The sequence below is a fragment of the Streptomyces sp. NPDC048643 genome (assembly GCF_040650615.1).
Taxonomy (GTDB): domain Bacteria; phylum Actinomycetota; class Actinomycetes; order Streptomycetales; family Streptomycetaceae; genus Streptomyces.
Genome location: NZ_JBEZHO010000020.1, coordinates 35,615 through 52,843 on the forward strand (window position 1 = coordinate 35,615; position 17,229 = coordinate 52,843).

Here is a 17,229-nt window from a genome sequence, read left to right on the forward strand (position 1 = left end):
GATGTGCACGACGGGATGTGCTCGGGGCGCTAGTTGGTACCGATGCGGGCCAGCAGATCGACGATCCGGTCCTGGACCTCGTCGCTCGTGGAGCGCTCGGCGAGGAACAGCACGGACTCTCCCGCGGCCAGCCGCGGCAGTTCCGCGGGGTCGACGGCGGCGGTGTAGACGACCAGCGGCGTACGGTTCAACTGCCCGTTCGCCCGCAGCCAGTCGACGATTCCGGCGCGCCGACGACGTACCTGCATCAGGTCCATCACCACGAGGTTCGGCCGCATCTGCGCGGCCAGCGTGACGGCGTCCTCGTCCGTCGAGGCCCGCGCCACCTGCATTCCGCGCCGCTCCAGCGTCGCGGTGAGGGCGAGCGCGATCTCCGCGTGCTCCTCGATGAGCAGGACGCGCGGCGGATGCTGCTCGGAGTCGCGCGGTGCGAGGGCCTTCAGGAGGACGGCGGGGTCGGCACCGTACGCCGCCTCGCGCGTCGCCTGCCCGAGTCCCGCCGTCACGAGGACGGGCACCTCGGCGGCCACGGCGGCCTGCCGCAGCGACTGGAGGGCTGTGCGCGTGATCGGGCCGGTCAGCGGGTCGACGAACAGCGCGGCGGGGAACGCGGCGATCTGCGCGTCGACCTCCTCGCGCGAGTGCACGATGACGGGACGGTAGCCGCGGTCGCTCAGCGCCTGCTGGGTGGTGACGTCCGGCGCCGGCCACACGAGCAGCCGCCGCGGGTTGTCCAGCGGCTCCGGGGGCAACTCGTCGTCCACCGGCCGGGGGTGCGGCTGGTCGGCGACCTCGACGGCACCGCCGGGACCGTCGAGCGGCTCGGGTCCCTCGGCGGCGTTCTCGTCCGGTGCTCCTATGGCGTACGACCGTCCGGCGCCCTCGGTGGCTCCGGGCCGGCGGGGTCCGGTCCCGGGCTGGCCGGTCTGCTGGGGCGACCGCGTGCCGTTCTCCGGGCGTTCGACGACGGGCTCGGGCGGTGTGCCGAGCTTGCGGCGGCGGCCCGAACCGTTCGTCTGGTGCGGGGGAGGCGTCGGCGCCTGGACTCCGCCGCCCGGCTGGGCCGCGGCGACCTGGCGGGCGAACGGAACGCCCTGGCCGAGCGTGCGCACGCTTATGGCACGGCCCTGCGTCGAGTTGGAGTCCGCCGCGGCAGAGGCTGCGGACGCCTCGGCGGGCAGCGGCTGCGCGACCCGCGGGGCGGGCCGCTCCGGCGGAAGCGGCGCGGTGGCCGGCTGCGCCGCCGACGGCGCGGGCTGGGCGGAGCGTGCGGCGGCCGGTGCGGCACCGGGAACACCGGGCTGTACGGGGCGACCGGCGCCGGGCGCCGGGGTGTTCGCGCCCGAGGTGTCGTCGGCGCCGGGGGCGGTGTTCGCGTCGGGCCACGCCTGCTGGGCCGCCGGAGCGGGCGCACCGGGCATCGCGGCGGCACCGGCCGGGGTGCCCTGCGCACCGACGGGGGCACCCGGGGCTCCCTGTGCGGGGCGGCCCTGAGCCGGAACGCTGTGAGCGGGAGCCCCCGGCGCGGGAACCCCTTGCCCAGGGCGGGCCTGCCCGGGAACGGGCTGCCCGGGAACGGGCTGCCCGGGAACGGGCTGCCCGGGAACACCCTGTCCCGGTACCTGCTGTCCGGGAACAGCCGGCGAGGGAACCCCCTGTCCAGGGAATCCCTGCCCAGGAGCCCCAGGAGCCCCAGGAGCCCCAGGAGCCCCAGGAGCCCCAGGAGCCCCAGGAGCCCCAGGGATGCCGGGCGTTCCGGTGGTCCCGGTCGTCGTTCCTGTCGGAGCGACCGGCTGACCGGGCTGGCCCGGCGTCGCGAGCTGGCGGGCACGACGGCGGCCCGGACCGGAGACGGGGTGCGGCTGGGGCGGGGTGTGGTCGTCGTCGGCGTGCGACACCGCGTCGTGGCGGCCGTCGTCGGCCTGACCGTGACCTGTCCCGACGGCGCCGGCGGCCTGCCGGGCCAGGGCGACCTGGGCCTGCGCCTCCTGGGCGGCCTGCGCCTGGAGGGCCTGGGCCTGTGCCGCCTGCGCCTGAGCCGCCTGGGCCTGGGCGGCCTGCGCCTGCGCCTCGGCCTGGACGTACTCCGGCGAACGGTCCGCCTCCGCGGGCGGGAGCGCGAACACCGTACGGGCGCCCGTCTCCTGTGCCGCGGCACGTTCGGCCGCCGCGGCCAGCGCACGACGGCGCCGTCCGGTCGGCTGCTCCGCGTCCGAGGCGTCGTCGTCCGGACCGGCCGGACCCGTGTTCTCTGCCCCTGCCTGCGCACCGGCGGTGGCCGGCAACGCGGCGGGGAGTGCCTGCTGTTCACCGTCACGGCGGGCGCGTCGTCCGGAGGGCACCGGCACCCCCTGCGGAGGCACCGTCCCGCCCAGTCCCGTTCCGATGGCCGCCGTTCCCGCGCCGTGCTCGCCCGCCATGACGACCGCGCCCTCGGAGACCGCGTCGTCCACGCCCGGTACCGCGGCGTCGCCCGCGCCCTCGGCGGGACTCGGCCGGCCACGACGGCGCCCGGTACCGCCCGAACCCTCACCGGCCGCCTCGGCCGCTGTCCCCTGCGCGGGAACCGGCACCTCGCCGACCACGGGCTCCCCGGCCGCGCGCCGACGGCGCCGACCGGTGGGAACCGTCCCGCCGGCCCCGGTGCTGTCCCCGGACTGTGTGTCGGACTCGGCCGTGACGTCGCCGTCCAGGAAGGCGTCGACGGACGAGCGCCGGGCCCGTCGCCGGCCGCCGCTCTGCTGCGCGGCCTGCTCGGGCAGCGCGACCTCGGTGGAGACCGGCGGTCCGATCACGGGCGCGACCGCTCCGGCCCCGCCCCCGATCGGTACTTCGAGGACGAACGCGCTGCCGCTCATCCCGGGGACCTCGTGGGTCTGGAGCACACCACCGTGGGCGCGCACGATCCCGCGCACGATCGGCTCGTGCACCGGGTCGCCCCCGGCGTACGGCCCGCGCACCTCGATCCGGACGACCTCGCCGCGCTGCGCCGCGGCCACGACGACGGTGTTGTCCATGTAACCGCCCGCCGAGACGGGCGCGTTGCCGGTGGCGTCGACTCCGGCGACGTCCGCGATGAGGTGGGCGAGGGCGCGCGCGAGCCGCTGCGGGTCGACCTCGGCCTCGATGGGCGGCGCGTGCACGGCGAACTGGACGCGTCCGGGCCCGATCAGGTCGACGGCCCCGTCGACACCGGCCGCCACGACGGCGTCGAGCATGACGTTCGTACGGGCGATGGTCTCGTCGCCCGCGTCGAGGCGCTGGTAGCCGAGCACGTTGTCGACGAGCGTGGTGATCCGCGAGTAGCCGGCCGCGAGGTGGTGGAGCACCTGGTTGGCCTCCGGCCACAGCTGCCCCGCGTCGTCGGCCGCGAGCTTGGAGAGTTCGCCGCGCAGCTGGTCGAGGGGCCCGCGCAGGGACTGGTCCAGGACGGCGAGCAGCTGCTCGTGCCGGGCGGTCAGTGCCTCGTAGCGGTCCTTCTCCCGCTCGCCGAGGGACGCGTACCGCTCGTCCCCCGCGGCGAGTTCCTCCTCGTGCCGCTCGGTCAGCTCGGCGACCTCGGCGGTGTGCCGCTCGCGCAGGGCCTCCAGTTCGGCGGCGTGCTCCTCGCCGATCCGCTCCAGCTCCTCGGTGTGCCGAGTGGCCGCGGCGTCCTTCTCCTCGACGAGGGTGTCGTACGGCCGCCGGTCGGTGAAGGTCATGACGGCGCCGACGAGCTGGTCTCCGTCGCGTACCGGAGAGGTCGTCAGGTCGACGGGCACCTGGTCGCCGGACTTCGACCACAGCACCTGGCCGCGCACCCGGTGCTTGCGTCCGGAGCGCAGGGTGTCGGCGAGCGGTGACTCGGGATAGGGGAAGGGCTCGCCGTCGGCCCGCGAGTGCAGGATCAGGGCGTGCAGGTCCTTGCCGCCGAGGTCGCTGGCGCGGTAGCCGAGGATCTGGGCGGCGGCGGGGTTGACGAGGACGACTCGTCCCTCGGTGTCGGTCCCGACGACACCCTCGGCCGCGGCGCGCAGGATCATCTCGGTCTGGCGCTGCGAACGGGCGAGTTCGGCCTCGGTGTCGACGGTGCCCGAGAGGTCGCGGACGACGAGCATGAGCAGTTCGTCGGGGGTCGGGCCGTAGCTGTCGTAGGCCTGCTGGCCGTCCTCCAGGTTCGCGCTGGTGACCTCGACCGGGAACTCCGTGCCGTCGGTGCGCCGCGCGGTCATCCGGGTGGGCTTGGTCCGCCCGCGCTGGTCGATGGTGTCGGGCCGCCGCATGGACCCGGGGATCAGCCGGGAGTCGAACTCGGGCAGCAGGTCGAGCAGCCCGCGGCCCACCAGTGCCGTGCCCGGGGTCTCGAAGGCCTCCAGGGCGATGGTGTTGGCGTTGACGACGGTTCCGTTGGCGTTGACCAGCAGCAACGCGTCGGGAAGGGCATCCAGTATGGCTGCGAGGCGAGCAGCGCCTCGGGATGGCCTGCTGCTCACGAGACGCTTCCTCCCTGTTACCGCACCTTGCCGACCGCGGATGCCATCTTGCCAACCTGCCCGCGGCGTGTCACGCGAGGGAGTCTACGGGCAGAGGTCCCGCCGACGGTGCCGGATGAGAGGGAGGTCGCACGCAGAACACACGCAGAAGCGACGAAGAAGCTGTGACCACGTGTTTTCGCCCAACCGCTCGGGCGCTCCTCGCCCAATCGCCCGAGCCCTCCTCTCTCAACCGCGGGGACACCCCTCGCGCGCCCGCCTCCGCTCCGCCCGCTCGTGGGTCAGGACATCAGGTCGGGCAGGAACGGGACCATGGTGTTCCAGCGGGAGATCTCGCACCCGTTCGTCCGGTCGTAGCGGGCGTCGACGGGCCGTCCCGCCCAGGTACCCGTGACGTGCGCGGTGGCCGGACCGCCGTACTGCATGGTGCACAGGGCGTCCGGCGGTACGGGGGCGAAGAGGTCCTTGCCCCACGTGGTGTTCCCGTCGAGCAGGTCGCAGGCCTCGGCGGGCCGCGGATGACTTCCGCCCGCGGGATGACAGTCCAGCTCGTACGTGCCGTCCGCGCCGTTGCCCGCGTCGTGGACCGTCACCGTCAGCCGGTCCCCGGAGTCCTCGGGGCGGGCCGGCGGCGGCATGGCGGCGGGCTCCGTGCCACTGCGCGCGGCGGTGTAGAGAGAGGACAGGCCGGCGGGAGCGGCGGCCAGGTACGCGGGGGATGCCGTGGGGAGGGGGGAGGCGGCCGGTGGGGGTGCGGGGGTACCGGCCGACGCGCTGGGCACGGCGGTGAGCGCGGCGGTGGCGGACGCGGCGGCGGTGAGGAGCAGTCGGCGCAACATGAACTGCCTAACGCGACGCGTCCTCCCTGGTTGCGCGCGGTCGCGCGCCGGTGGCGGGCTTTGCCCTCCGGCCTGCCTGCCTAGTACCGTAGGGGGCGATTGGTGACGCGGCGCTCGTCTGTGTCATCATCTGCACGCACCACTCGCGCTGGCGTGAGCGGTTGTGCGGGAGGCGTCGCCTAGTCCGGTCTATGGCGCCGCACTGCTAATGCGGTTTGGGCCTTCAAGCCCATCGAGGGTTCAAATCCCTCCGCCTCCGCGCGAAGATCCGAAGCCCCGGTCCACTGGACCGGGGCTTCGTCGTTCCCGGGCTGCTCTGAACCGTCCAGAACGGTGTTTTCGCAGCTCACAAGGGGTGAGGCAAACGGATTTCACATGGCGGCGGCAGTCATGTAATGTTCTTCCTGTCGCCGCGAGCGGGGGAAAACCCCGGGAAGCGAAGGCAGAAGAACAACAAAACAAGCACTCGTAGCTTAACGGATAGAGCATCTGACTACGGATCAGAAGGTTGCAGGTTCGAATCCTGCCGAGTGCACACAGATCGAAGGCCCCGCCGGTTGAACCGGCGGGGCCTTTGACGTTGGCCGTGACATCGACGCCGGTCTGGTTCGGAGCGGGGGTCGGGTCATCCCGGGTGGGTCGGGCTCCCCTCCCGTTGCCGGCTCGCACCGACCGTCCTCACCACCCACCCGGGTGTGCCGGAGCACATTCCGGCTCCAGAAAGCCGGAGAGGACGAAGGCTGGGAGCTGCGTCGTCGGCGATGCGGCCCCAGCCGCTCACAGTGGTCGGATGGTCACGAGGACCCGGGGGCCGGGGGCCTGAAGACAGGGGCCGGTCGCCGTCACCGGTCGGAACCGGGAAGCGGTGGGCCCTGTGCGTGCAGCGTATACCTGGCCCCGGCAGTGGCAGCAGCGCGCGTTTCGGTCGATGTACGCGAGGGCGTCAGGGCAGGGGTGTGCGTCTGAGGGGGCGGTGAGGGTCCTGAGTCCGCCCGTCCGGACTGCCGTGGGCACCGACCCGTGGCCGACGGTCCCCGGCGCCCGCGCGCACGGTGGCCTCAACTGCCCCCGCGCGTGAACTCCCCGGCACTTACATGTCGTTGGCGGTCGTCGTGTGCCGGATCGCCTCCTCCACCGTGGTGAGGATCTCGAAGTGCGGGCCGAGTCCGGCGGCCTTGAGGATCCGCAGATGCCAAGGCCGGACGCAGACCAGGGCCAGACGGCCCTCACGTTCGAGGACCCGGCGCCGGGTCCTGCAGAGCACACCGAGCCCGGAGCAGTCGAGGAACTCCACCGGCCGCAGGTCCACGACCACCCGGGAGCCCCGGTAGGCGCTCGCGGCGTCCGTGTGCACCCGGACGTCGGGGATGACGTTCAGATCGACGGTGCCGTGCAGCTCCACCACCGTCACTCCCCGGTCGAGACGGCTGCGCGCGTTCGGGCCCGGCGGCGGGAGGGCCCCCAGGGGTGCCGCGCCTCCGAGCGGGGTGGCGTCCGTGTGCCTGTCCTTGATGCCCATGGCGTTCCTCATACGAGATCCCTAACGGGAGCTTTGGTCGTCGGAACGTCACCGGGGGCAAGGGTGACGCCCGTCCACCGTAGAAACATGAAGGGTGAAAGAAACGCCCAGACGCCCGATGTGTCACCCATGTGGGTGAACGGCGCTTGCGTCCGAGCGGCCACCACCCATCCCCTGCTGATCCGTGCGCGGGGCGATGTCAGTGCCGGGCCCTACTGTCGGTGGTGTGCGGCAGGTGTGGGCGTGTTCGGGGTTGCGGTGGTCGGGGGACGGGCCAGTGCTCGTGTGGAGCGGGGGGCGGGAGAGCCCGCTGGCCCGCGGGCGGCGCGTGGCGTTCGGGGTCGTGGACGGGGGTGTGCGGACATGCGTCGGGGCCAGGGGGAACGCGTGTGCCGTGCGCGCCGTCGTCTCCGCGCGCGGTACGGGCGCGCGCTGCGAGGACTGCGCCCGGCTGGACCGGGCGCACTCGGTGGCCGCCGACACGATGGCCGACGACCCGCGGCCGTACCGCGTGTATCTCGCGTGGTTCGGGCCCGGCATGGTGAAGGTGGGGATCACGCGGGTCGAGCGGGGTTCCGCACGGCTCCTGGAACAGGGGGCCGTCACCTTCAGCTGGCTGGGGCAGGGGCCGTTGATGGCGGCGCGGCGGGCCGAGGAGCTGCTGCGGGCCGCGCTCGGGGTGCCGGACCGGATCCCGTACGCCGCCAAGCGGGCGGTGCGGGCCGCCCTGCCGGGGCCCGAGCAGCGGATCGCCGGCATCAGAGAGCTGCACGCGCGGGTGGGGCGGCTCGACAACTGGCCCGAGTCCCTCCGGCGCGAGCCCTTCGAACCCGTCGACCACACGGACGTGTTCGGGCTCGACGGCATGCCTCCCGCGCAGGGGGTCGTGAGCGAGCTGGTGGCGGGAGGGGCGATCAGCGGTGAACTGTGCGGTGCCGCCGGACCCGATCTGCACCTGGTCACCGGGCGCGGTGTCCTCGTCCTCGACACCCGGCTGCTGACCGGATGGGAGCTGACCGGTGTCACGGAGGAGAGCGGTGTACGGGCTTTCCCCGTACGGGACCTGCCCGTGGAGTCGGGGGTCCAGGACGGGCTCTTCTGAGGGCATGGTCCGGTCGTCCGGGGTTCCGCTCGGGGGCCCGTCCGGCGGCCGGCCCGCGTTCCGGTTCCGTGCGGAAGGCGCTGGACGCCGGGGGACCGGCGGACGGAGAGTGGCGGACATGAGCGATCACTCTGACGTATCCGCCGGGACGCGGCCGGGAGAGCGGGCGGCCGCCTCGGCGGCGGTGCCCGGGGAGGCCGTGGAGGTGCGCGCGTTCTGGCAGGGCCTCGGACTGCCCGGACTCGTGGACGTCCACACGCACTTCATGCCCGAGCGGGTGCTGCGCAAGGTCTGGGACTACTTCGACCGCGTCGGGGAGCTGACCGGCGGCGTCGAGTGGCCCATCACCTACCGCGCGGACGAGGACGAACGGCTCGCGCTGATCCGGGAGTTCGGGGTCCGTGCCTTCACCGCGATGCTGTACCCGCACAAGGCCGGCATGGCCGAGTGGCTCAACTCCTGGGCCGTCGACTTCGCGCGCCGCACCCCGGACTGCCTCCACACGTCCACCCTCTTCCCCGAGCCGGGCGTCGACCGGTACGTGCGCGAGGCGGTCGAGGCGGGCGCGCGCGTCTTCAAGGCCCATGTGCAGGTGGGGGCGTACGACCCGGGGGACGAACTCCTCGACCCGGTCTGGGGGATGCTCGCCGAGGCGGGCATCCCCGTGGTGATCCACTGCGGATCGGGGCCCTCGCCCGGCAAGCACACCGGGCCGGGCCCGGTCGCGGGCGTCCTCGCCCGCCATCCCCGGCTGCGGCTGGTCGTCGCGCACCTCGGCATGCCCGAGTACGAGGACTTCCTCGCCCTCGCCGAGCGGTACGACGAGGTGCGGCTCGACACGACGATGGCGTTCACGGACTTCAGCGAGCGGCTCGCGCCGTTCCCCGCCGGACTGCTGCCCCGCCTCGCCGACCTCGGCGACCGGGTCCTGCTCGGCACCGACTTCCCGAACATCCCCTACCCCTACGTCCACCAGTTGCGCGCCCTGGAACGACTCGGTCTGGGGGACGACTGGCTGCGCGCGGTCTGCCACGGGAACGGGGCGCGACTGTTCGGGCTGTGAGGCACAGGGAGGTGCGCCGGGGTGCGCCGGGAGGTGCCGGGAGCCACGGAGGTAAGAGCGGCACATGACCTTTCCAGGAGGTTCCTGAGAGGCGGCTGTGCGTTTCTCAGATAAATCACAGGTTGTCGAAAGGACGTTCTCAGCGGCGCCCAGCAAGGTGTCCGCTATGACCACGACCTCGCCCCAGGGGCGCACCGAACTGCTGAGGCCGGACGGGAGCCCCGTCCGCGTCCTGGTGGTGGACGACGAGCTGTCGATCACCGAGCTGCTGTCCATGGCCCTGCGCTACGAGGGCTGGCAGATCCGCAGCGCGGGCGACGGGACGGGCGCGGTGCAGACCGCGCGCGAGTTCCGGCCCGACGCCGTCGTTCTGGACATGATGCTGCCGGACATGGACGGGCTGGCCGTCCTCGGGCGCCTCCGCCGGGACATGCCGGACGTGCCGGTGCTGTTCCTGACGGCGAAGGACGCGGTCGAGGACCGGATCGCGGGGCTCACCGCCGGCGGCGACGACTACGTCACCAAGCCGTTCAGTCTCGAAGAGGTCGTGGCCCGGCTGCGGGGACTCATCCGGCGTGCGGGTGCCTCGGACCGGCGCTCCGAGTCCGTGCTCGTCGTCGGGGACCTCACGCTCGACGAGGACAGCCACGAGGTGTCCCGGGGCGGCGCCAACATCCACCTCACCGCGACCGAGTTCGAGCTGCTGCGGTTCCTGATGCGCAATCCGCGCCGGGTGCTGAGCAAGGCGCAGATCCTCGACCGTGTGTGGTCCTACGACTTCGGCGGCCAGGCCAACGTGGTCGAGCTGTACATCTCGTACCTGCGCCGCAAGATCGACGCCGGGCGTGAGCCGATGATCCACACCCGGCGTGGGGCCGGTTACCTGATCAAGCCCGCCGCGTCATGAGCGGACGACGACGGCCGCGGACGCAGGGGAGGCGAGGGCAGCCGCGCACTCTGCGGACGCGGCTCGTCGTCGCGTCCGTCGCGCTGATCGCGGTCGTCTGCGCGGTGATCGGCACGGTGACCACGATCGCGCTGCGCTCCCATCTGTACGAGCAGCTGAACGGCAACGTGGCCCAGATGGCCATGCGCGCGGCGGGCGGCCCGCTGGGTGATCCGCCGGGCAGTGGCCGGACCATGCGGCCGCCGAGCGACGACGGCATCGCCAAGGATCCCCTGGACTTCGTCACCCGGGGCCAGGCCATCGGCGCCATCGGCGCGATCGTGAAGAACGGCGAGGTCACCCAGGGCGTCGTCAGCGTCGGGAAGAAGGACTCCAGCGGCGCCGAGCAGCCCACTACGGTCAAGCTCGGCGACAGCCAGCTGGCCGCCCTCGCCTCCGTGGCCAAGGACGGGAAGCCGCACACCGTGGAGGTCCCGGGCCGTGGCGCGTACCAGGTGCAGTACAAGAGCGGTGGGAACGGCGCCTTCTACGTGGCCCTGCCGACCAAGGACGTCACCAACACCCTCACCACGCTGATCTACGTCGAGATCAGCGTGACCGCAGCGGGCCTCGTGGCGGCCTCCCTCGCCGGAGCCGCCATCGTCACCCTCGCCCTCCGCCCCCTCCGCAAGGTCGCCGCCACCGCCACCCGGGTCTCCGAACTACCCCTGCACACCGGGGAGGTCACACTCTACGAGCGGGTGCCGGAGTCGGAGTCCGATCCGCACACCGAGGTCGGGCAGGTCGGGGCGGCGCTCAACCGGATGCTCGACCACGTCCACGGAGCGCTGCAAGCACGTCAGCAGAGCGAGATGCGCGTACGACAGTTCGTCGCGGACGCCAGTCACGAGCTGCGCACCCCGCTCGCCTCCATCCGCGGGTACGCCGAACTCACCCGGCGCGGCCGGGAGGAGACCGGGCCCGACACCCGGCACGCGCTGGGGCGGATCGAGTCCGAGGCGGGGCGGATGACCCTGCTCGTGGAGGATCTGCTGCTCCTCGCGCGGCTCGACGCCGGACGGCCCCTCCAGTACGAACAGACCGACCTCGTCCCCCTGGTGATCGATGCCGTGAGCGACGCGCGGGCGGCGGGGCGGGACCACTACTGGCGGCTCGAACTGCCCGAGGAGCCCGCGCTGGTGGCGGCGGACGCCGCACGGCTGCAACAGGTCATGGTCAACCTCTTCGCGAACGCCCGGACGCACACCCCGCCGGGGACGACCGTCACCGCGCGGGTGCACCGGCACGGCCCGTGGCTGTGCGTGGACGTCCAGGACGACGGACCCGGTATCCCCGCCGACCTGCTGCCCCGCGTCTTCGAGCGGTTCGCGCGCGGCGACTCCTCGCGCTCCCGGGCGTCCGGCTCCACCGGTCTCGGGCTCGCGATCGTGCAGGCCGTGGCGGCCGCGCACGGGGGCGGCGTGACCGTGGACAGCGTGCCCGGCAGGACCGTGTTCACCCTGCACCTGCCCGCGATCGCGCCCGAAACGTCGTGGCAACAGCACTCACAGGCACAGCACAGCGCCACCACATGGGCACAACAGGGCGCGTGACGAGAGTCGTTCCATGCGAACCGACTCTTCTCCCGGCGACCTGCCGGCGCGGGAGCATCTCCCGGCCACAGCCGCCGGCACGCCTGTCCTGGACGTAGTGATCCCCGTCTACAACGAGGAGAAGGACCTCCAGCCCTGTGTGCTCAGGCTCCACGAGCACCTCAAGCGCACGTTCCCGTACGCGTTCCGCATCACGGTGGCGGACAACGCGTCGACGGACACCACCCCTCAGGTGGCGGCGCGGCTGGCGGCCCGGCTTCCGGAGGTCGTCTCCTGCCGGCTGGAGCAGAAGGGCCGCGGCCGGGCGCTGCGGACCGTGTGGTCGGCGTCCGACGCGCCGGTCCTCGCGTACATGGACGTCGACCTGTCCACCGATCTGAACGCCCTGCTGCCGCTGGTGGCGCCGCTGATCTCCGGTCACTCGGACCTCGCGATCGGCTCGCGGCTCGCCCACTCCTCGCGGGTGGTGCGCGGCGCCAAGCGGGAGTTCATCAGCCGCTCGTACAACCTGATCCTGCGCGGCTCGCTCCAGGCCCGCTTCTCGGACGCGCAGTGCGGGTTCAAGGCGATCCGTCGTGACGTCGCCCAGGTGCTGCTGCCCCTGGTCGAGGACTCCGGCTGGTTCTTCGACACCGAGATGCTGGTGCTCGCCGAGCGGGCCGGGCTGCGCATCCACGAGGTGCCGGTCGACTGGGTCGACGACCCGGACTCGACCGTCCACATCGTCAGGACCGCGACGGACGACCTGAAGGGGGTGTGGCGGGTGGGACGCGCCCTCGCCGGTGGGTCGCTCTCGCTCGACCGGCTCGCCCGGCCCTTCGGGGACGACCCGCGTGACCGTGAACTGACCGATGTTCCCAAGGGGTTGGCCCGGCAGTTGGTCGGCTTCTGTGTCGTGGGCGGTCTGTCCACGCTCTTCTACCTGCTGCTCTACAGCGGCTTCCGCTCCTTCTCGGGGTCGCAGGTCGCCAACGCGCTGGCGCTGCTCGTCTCCGCCGTCGCCAACACCGCGGCCAACCGGCGGCTGACCTTCGGGGTCCGCGGCCGGGGCGGCGCCGTCCGCCACCAGGCGCAGGGCCTGGTCGTCTTCGGCATCGGGCTCGTCCTGACCAGCGGATCCCTCGCCGCCCTGAACGCGGCGACGGACGATCCGGCGCACTCGACCGAACTGGCGGTCCTGATCGCCGCCAACCTCGCCGCGACCGTCCTGCGGTTCCTGCTCTTCCGCGCCTGGGTCTTCCCGGACCGGCGCGACGAGCCGTCGGCGCCGGCACCCTCGCCGGTGGTGGCCTCGCACCAGCCGGGCGGACACGCGGCCCATCCGGCGGCGCCCCACCCGATGCCCGTACGACACGGCCGGGCGGCGCATCAGCCGCTGCCGCAGCGGCCCGCGACCCCGGCCTCCTCCACCCCGGCCACGAACCCGTACGACACGACCGGGTTCCGCGCCGGTGACGCCGCGGACCACGGCTGGGGGGACTCGACCATGCAGATGCAGGCGGTGCGCCCGCACGACCACGATCCGAGGAACGCGCGATGACGACGCAGCCCGACACGAGTACCGGGGACGGTACGGGCGCGAGCCCCGCCGCTGACGCCCGGTTCGCCGGCAGCCCCGCCCCCTCCTGGGGGCCGCCCGCCCCCACGCTCCCGTCCGAGCCGGACCGCCCCGCGGTCGCGCCCGGAGCCGGTGAGCCCGCGAGGCCGTTCCTCCGCCGGGTCTGGCGGGGCAGGCCCGAGGACCCGCGCTGGGCGCGCCCCGCGTTCCTCGCCCTGCTGCTCGCCACCACGGTGCTCTACCTGTACGGCCTGAGCGCCTCCGGGTACGCCAACTCCTTCTACTCCGCGGCCGTCCAGGCGGGCAGCCAGAGCTGGAAGGCGTTCTTCTTCGGCTCGCTCGACTCGGCCAACGCCATCACCGTCGACAAGCCCCCGGCCTCGCTGTGGCCGATGGCCCTGTCGGTACGGATCTTCGGCCTCGGCTCCTGGGCGATCCTCGTCCCCGAGGTGCTCATGGGCGTGGCGACGGTCGGCGTCCTGTACGCCGCCCTGCGCCGCCGGTTCAGCCCGGCGGCGGGCCTGATCGCGGGCGCGGTGCTGGCGCTCACTCCCGTCGCCGCCCTGATGTTCCGGTTCAACAACCCGGACGCGATGCTCGCGCTGCTCATGACCGTCACGGTCTACTGCGTGATCCGGGGCCTTGAGGACGGCCGGACGAAGTGGCTGGTCTGGGCGGGTGTCGCGGTCGGCTTCGCGTTCCTCGCCAAGACGCTCCAGGCGTTCCTGATCCTGCCGCCGCTGGCCGTGCTGTACGCGGTGTGCGCGCCGGTGAGCCTGCGGAAGCGGTTCGCGCAGATCGGTCTCTCGGCGGGGGCGATGGTCGTCGCCGGCGGGTGGTGGGTCGCGATCGTCGAGCTGTGGCCCGCGTCCTCGCGCCCCTACATCGGCGGCTCGCAGAACAACTCCTTTCTGGAGCTGACCTTCGGCTACAACGGGCTCGGCCGGATCAACGGCGACGAGACCGGCAGCGTCGGTGGCGGCGGGGGCGGTGGCGGAGGCGGCACCGGACAGTGGGGCGAGACCGGCTGGAACCGGATGTTCAACTCCGAGATCGGCGGCCAGATCTCCTGGCTGCTCCCGGCGGCGCTGATTCTGCTGGTGGCGGGCGTCGTCCTCACCCGGAAGGCGAAGCGGACCGACCTGACCCGCGCCTCGTTCCTCGCGTGGGGCGGCGCGCTGCTGATGACCACGCTCGTCTTCAGCTACATGGCGGGCATCTTCCACCAGTACTACACGGTGGCGCTGGCCCCCTACATCGCTGCCGTGGTCGGCATGGGCGCGACGGTGCTGTGGGAGGAGCGCGGCAAGGTGTGGGCATCGCTCACCCTGGCCGGAGCGGCCACCGCGTCCGCGGCCTGGGGGTACGTCCTCCTCAACCGCACCTCCGACTACCTGCCCTGGCTCAAGTGGCTCGTCCTCGTGGGCGGTCTGACCGGCGCGCTCGGCCTGATCTTCGTGACACGGCTCGGCCGTCGTCTGGCGCTCGCGGCGGCGGGGCTGAGCTTCGTGGCCGCGGTCGCCGGTCCGACCGCGTACACGCTGTCCACGGTGGACACCGGTCACTCGGGCTCCATCGTGACGGCCGGTCCGTCCGGGGCGAGCACGATGGGCGGACCCGGCGGCGGTGGCGGCGGTGGCATGCGGGGTGGTTTCCCGGGAGGCGGACAGAACCAGCAGAACGGGAACGGCACCCAGCAGAACGGGCAGCAGGGCGGCGGCACGGGTGGTCCCCCGACGGGCGGCACCGGCGGTTTCCCCGGCCAGAACCAGCAGGGCAACGGGAACACACAGGGCAACGGCGGCACCCAGGGCGGGAACCAGCAGGGCGGCCTGCCCGGCGGTGGCCCGGGTGAGGGCCGTGTGGGCGGAGGCGGCGGCGCGGGCGGTCTGCTGAACGGCGCGAACGTCGGCTCCGCTGCCAAGACGCTGCTGTCGAAGAACGCCGGCGACTACACGTGGGCGGCGGCGGCCATCGGCTCGCAGAACTCGGCGAGTTACCAGCTCGCCACCGGTGAGCCCGTGATGGCGATCGGCGGCTTCAACGGCACCGACCCGTCGCCGACCCTGGCCCAGTTCAAGAAGTACGTGACCGGAGGGAAGATCCACTACTTCATCTCGGGCGGCGGTATGGGTGGCGGCACGGGCGGCAGCGCAAGCTCCTCGACCTCGTCTCGGATCAGCTCCTGGGTCACGGCCAACTTCAAGAAGGTGACGGTGGGTTCGGCCACGTTCTACGACCTGACGCAGCCGACGAGCAGCAGCTGACCGTCGACCGATGTCACGTCCCGCGGGGCGGCAGGCGGTGGCCCGGAGCGAACACGCTCCGGGCCACCGCCTGTTCGGGACGCCCAAGGAGGGACGCCCAAGGAGGGACGCCCGAGGAGGGGCGGCCGAGGAGGGGCGGCCGACAGGGCCGGGGCAGGCGGTCAGCAGTCCTCCCAGCGGTCGGCCGGACTCCCGAGAAACCGCGTTGTACGCCGTATGGTGACTGTTCTACGGTGTACAGCATGTCAACCTCGTCCCCTCCGCAAGGGCACCCCCAGCGCTGGCTGATCCTCGGGGTCATCTGTCTGGCCCAGCTCACCGTGCTGCTCGACAACACCGTCCTGAACGTCGCCATCCCCTCCCTCACCCGCGAGCTGGACGCGGCGACCTCCGACATCCAGTGGATGATCAACGCCTACTCGCTGGTGCAGTCGGGGCTGCTGCTCACCGCGGGCAGCGCCGCCGACCGCTACGGCCGCAAGAAGATGCTGGTCAGTGGACTCGCCCTGTTCGGAGTCGGATCGCTGGTGGCCGGACTCGCCGACTCCACCGGGCAGTTGATCGCCGCACGGGCCGGCATGGGGGTCGGCGGGGCACTGCTGCTCACCACCACCCTCGCCGTCGCCATGCAGATCTTCACGCCGGACGAGCACCCGAAGGCGATCGGCATCTGGAGCGCGGTCAACGCGGTGGGCTTCGCCGCGGGGCCGCTGATCGGCGGCTTCGTGCTGAACCACTTCTGGTGGGGCGCGATCTTCCTCATCAACCTGCCCGTCGCGGCACTCGGCCTCGTCGCGGTGATCGCCCTCGTCCCCGAGTCGAAGGCCGCGCCGCGCGTCGTGGCCCTCCCCGGGTCCCCGGGAGCGCCACGGCGTGCGGACCGGCCGGACGTGGTGGGTGCCCTGCTGTCGACGGTCGGCATGACCGCGCTGGTGTTCGCGATCATCTCGGGGCCCGAGCACGGCTGGACGTCGGCGCGGGTACTCGGCACGGCCGCGCTCGCCGTGCTCGTCCTCGGCGCCTTCGCCGCCTGGGAGAGCCGGATCCCGTACCCCATGCTCGACCTGCAGTTCTTCCGGAACCAGCGGTTCACCGGAGCCGTCGCCGGCGCCGTCCTCATCACGTTCGGGATGGGCGGGGCACTGTTCCTGCTGACGCAGCACCTCCAGTTAGTGCTCGGATACGGGCCGTTGGAGGCGGGCCTGCGGACCGCGCCGCTCGCGCTCGTCGTCGTCGCGCTGAACTTCTCCGGTCTGTCGGCCCGCTGGACCGAGCGGCTCGGCACACCGCTCTCCATAGTGATCGGCATGACGCTGATGTCCGCGGGCCTGGTGTCGATCGCCACGCTCACCGGCCACGGATACGCCGGAACGCTCGCCGGACTGCTGCTCATCGGGGCGGGCTGCGCGGTGGCCAACCCCGCGATGGCGCACGCCATCATGAGCGCCATCCCGCGCGAGAAGGCGGGCGTCGGCGCCGGTATCAACGGCACCCTCGCCGAGTTCGGCAACGGGCTGGGCGTGGCCGTGCTCGGCGCGGTGCTCAACTCGCGCTTCGCGGCGCTGATTCCGGTGGCCGCCGCCTCGCTGCCCGCCGCGCTCGCCTCCGCCGGGTCGGCCGAGGAACGCGGGCGGATCACCGACGCGTTCTCCTCCGGCCTGGAGGCCAGCCAGCTGGTGGGCGCCGTCGCCGTCCTGCTCGGAGGACTCCTGGCGGCCGCGTTGCTGCGGAGGGCGGAGAGGGCGGACTCCGCGGCGGTGGTCGCCGTGTGAGGGCGTACGAGTCCGCGCGAGGGCGTTTCGGCGGCGGCCCGGAGGACACATCGGACAGAGACGGCGCGGTGGTGCCCGTCGAGCGCCGTCGAGCGCCCGCTTAGCATCGTCAGGGTGGCGGACCGGGGAGTTCTCGGC

Annotated in this window: 10 protein-coding genes and 2 tRNA genes; 9 read left to right on the forward strand and 3 right to left on the reverse strand. The window is 72.9% G+C overall.

The genetic code is table 11. The annotated features are described in order from the left end of the window. Positions 1–29: 29 nt before the first annotated feature. Both AB0C62_RS21015 and AB0C62_RS21020 read right to left on the reverse strand, forming a co-directional pair. On the reverse strand, positions 30–4,472 hold the full coding sequence (locus AB0C62_RS21015; protein WP_362975220.1) for a PAS domain-containing protein: 4,443 nt from the start codon (positions 4,470–4,472) through the stop codon (positions 30–32). Positions 4,473–4,753: 281 nt separating this feature from the next. Further along, entirely contained in the window at positions 4,754–5,311 is a 558-nt protein-coding gene (locus AB0C62_RS21020) for an SSI family serine proteinase inhibitor (RefSeq protein ID WP_362975222.1), read from the reverse strand. 168 nt (positions 5,312–5,479) lie between these two features. On the opposite strand from AB0C62_RS21020, the gene AB0C62_RS21025 reads away from it, so the two are divergent. Together AB0C62_RS21025 and AB0C62_RS21030 are read left to right on the forward strand one after the other, a co-directional pair. After that, positions 5,480–5,570, forward strand: a tRNA-Ser gene (locus AB0C62_RS21025). A 203-nt stretch (positions 5,571–5,773) separates the two neighbouring features. Then, positions 5,774–5,846, forward strand: a tRNA-Arg gene (locus AB0C62_RS21030). 555 nt (positions 5,847–6,401) lie between these two features. On the opposite strand, the gene AB0C62_RS21035 is transcribed toward AB0C62_RS21030, so the two are convergent. Then, positions 6,402–6,842: an STAS domain-containing protein gene (locus tag AB0C62_RS21035; RefSeq protein ID WP_362975224.1), complete on the reverse strand. Its 441-nt coding sequence runs from the start codon at positions 6,840–6,842 to the stop codon at positions 6,402–6,404. A gap of 214 nt (positions 6,843–7,056) precedes the next feature. Here AB0C62_RS21035 and AB0C62_RS21040 point away from each other — a divergent pair, with 214 nt between their 5' ends. The 7 genes from AB0C62_RS21040 to AB0C62_RS21070 all read left to right on the forward strand — a co-directional run bounded on the left by AB0C62_RS21040 (position 7,057) and on the right by AB0C62_RS21070 (position 17,091). Then, a complete protein-coding gene (locus tag AB0C62_RS21040; RefSeq protein WP_362975225.1) occupies positions 7,057–7,932 on the forward strand; it encodes a DUF2797 domain-containing protein in 876 nt (291 codons plus the stop codon). A gap of 118 nt (positions 7,933–8,050) precedes the next feature. Further along, positions 8,051–8,995, forward strand: a complete 945-nt coding sequence (locus tag AB0C62_RS21045; RefSeq protein ID WP_362975227.1) for an amidohydrolase family protein — start codon at positions 8,051–8,053, stop codon at positions 8,993–8,995. 166 nt (positions 8,996–9,161) lie between these two features. Then, positions 9,162–9,902 (forward strand): response regulator transcription factor, encoded by a 741-nt coding sequence (locus AB0C62_RS21050; RefSeq protein ID WP_179165267.1) that lies wholly within the window; start codon positions 9,162–9,164, stop codon positions 9,900–9,902. After that, a complete protein-coding gene (locus tag AB0C62_RS21055; protein WP_362975229.1) occupies positions 9,899–11,494 on the forward strand; it encodes a HAMP domain-containing sensor histidine kinase in 1,596 nt (531 codons plus the stop codon). The genes AB0C62_RS21050 and AB0C62_RS21055 overlap by 4 nt, the downstream gene beginning before the upstream one ends. A gap of 13 nt (positions 11,495–11,507) precedes the next feature. After that, the gene (locus tag AB0C62_RS21060; RefSeq protein WP_362975231.1) at positions 11,508–13,034 is read left to right on the forward strand and encodes a bifunctional glycosyltransferase family 2/GtrA family protein; all 1,527 of its coding nucleotides are present in this window, start codon (positions 11,508–11,510) and stop codon (positions 13,032–13,034) included. Then, positions 13,031–15,319 carry a glycosyltransferase family 39 protein gene (locus tag AB0C62_RS21065; RefSeq protein WP_362975232.1) on the forward strand — a complete coding sequence of 763 codons (2,289 nt, stop codon included), beginning with the start codon at positions 13,031–13,033 and terminating at the stop codon, positions 15,317–15,319. The genes AB0C62_RS21060 and AB0C62_RS21065 overlap by 4 nt, the downstream gene beginning before the upstream one ends. Before the next feature lie 242 nt (positions 15,320–15,561). After that, positions 15,562–17,091 carry an MFS transporter gene (locus AB0C62_RS21070; protein ID WP_362975234.1) on the forward strand — a complete coding sequence of 510 codons (1,530 nt, stop codon included), beginning with the start codon at positions 15,562–15,564 and terminating at the stop codon, positions 17,089–17,091. Positions 17,092–17,229: the final 138 nt, after the last annotated feature.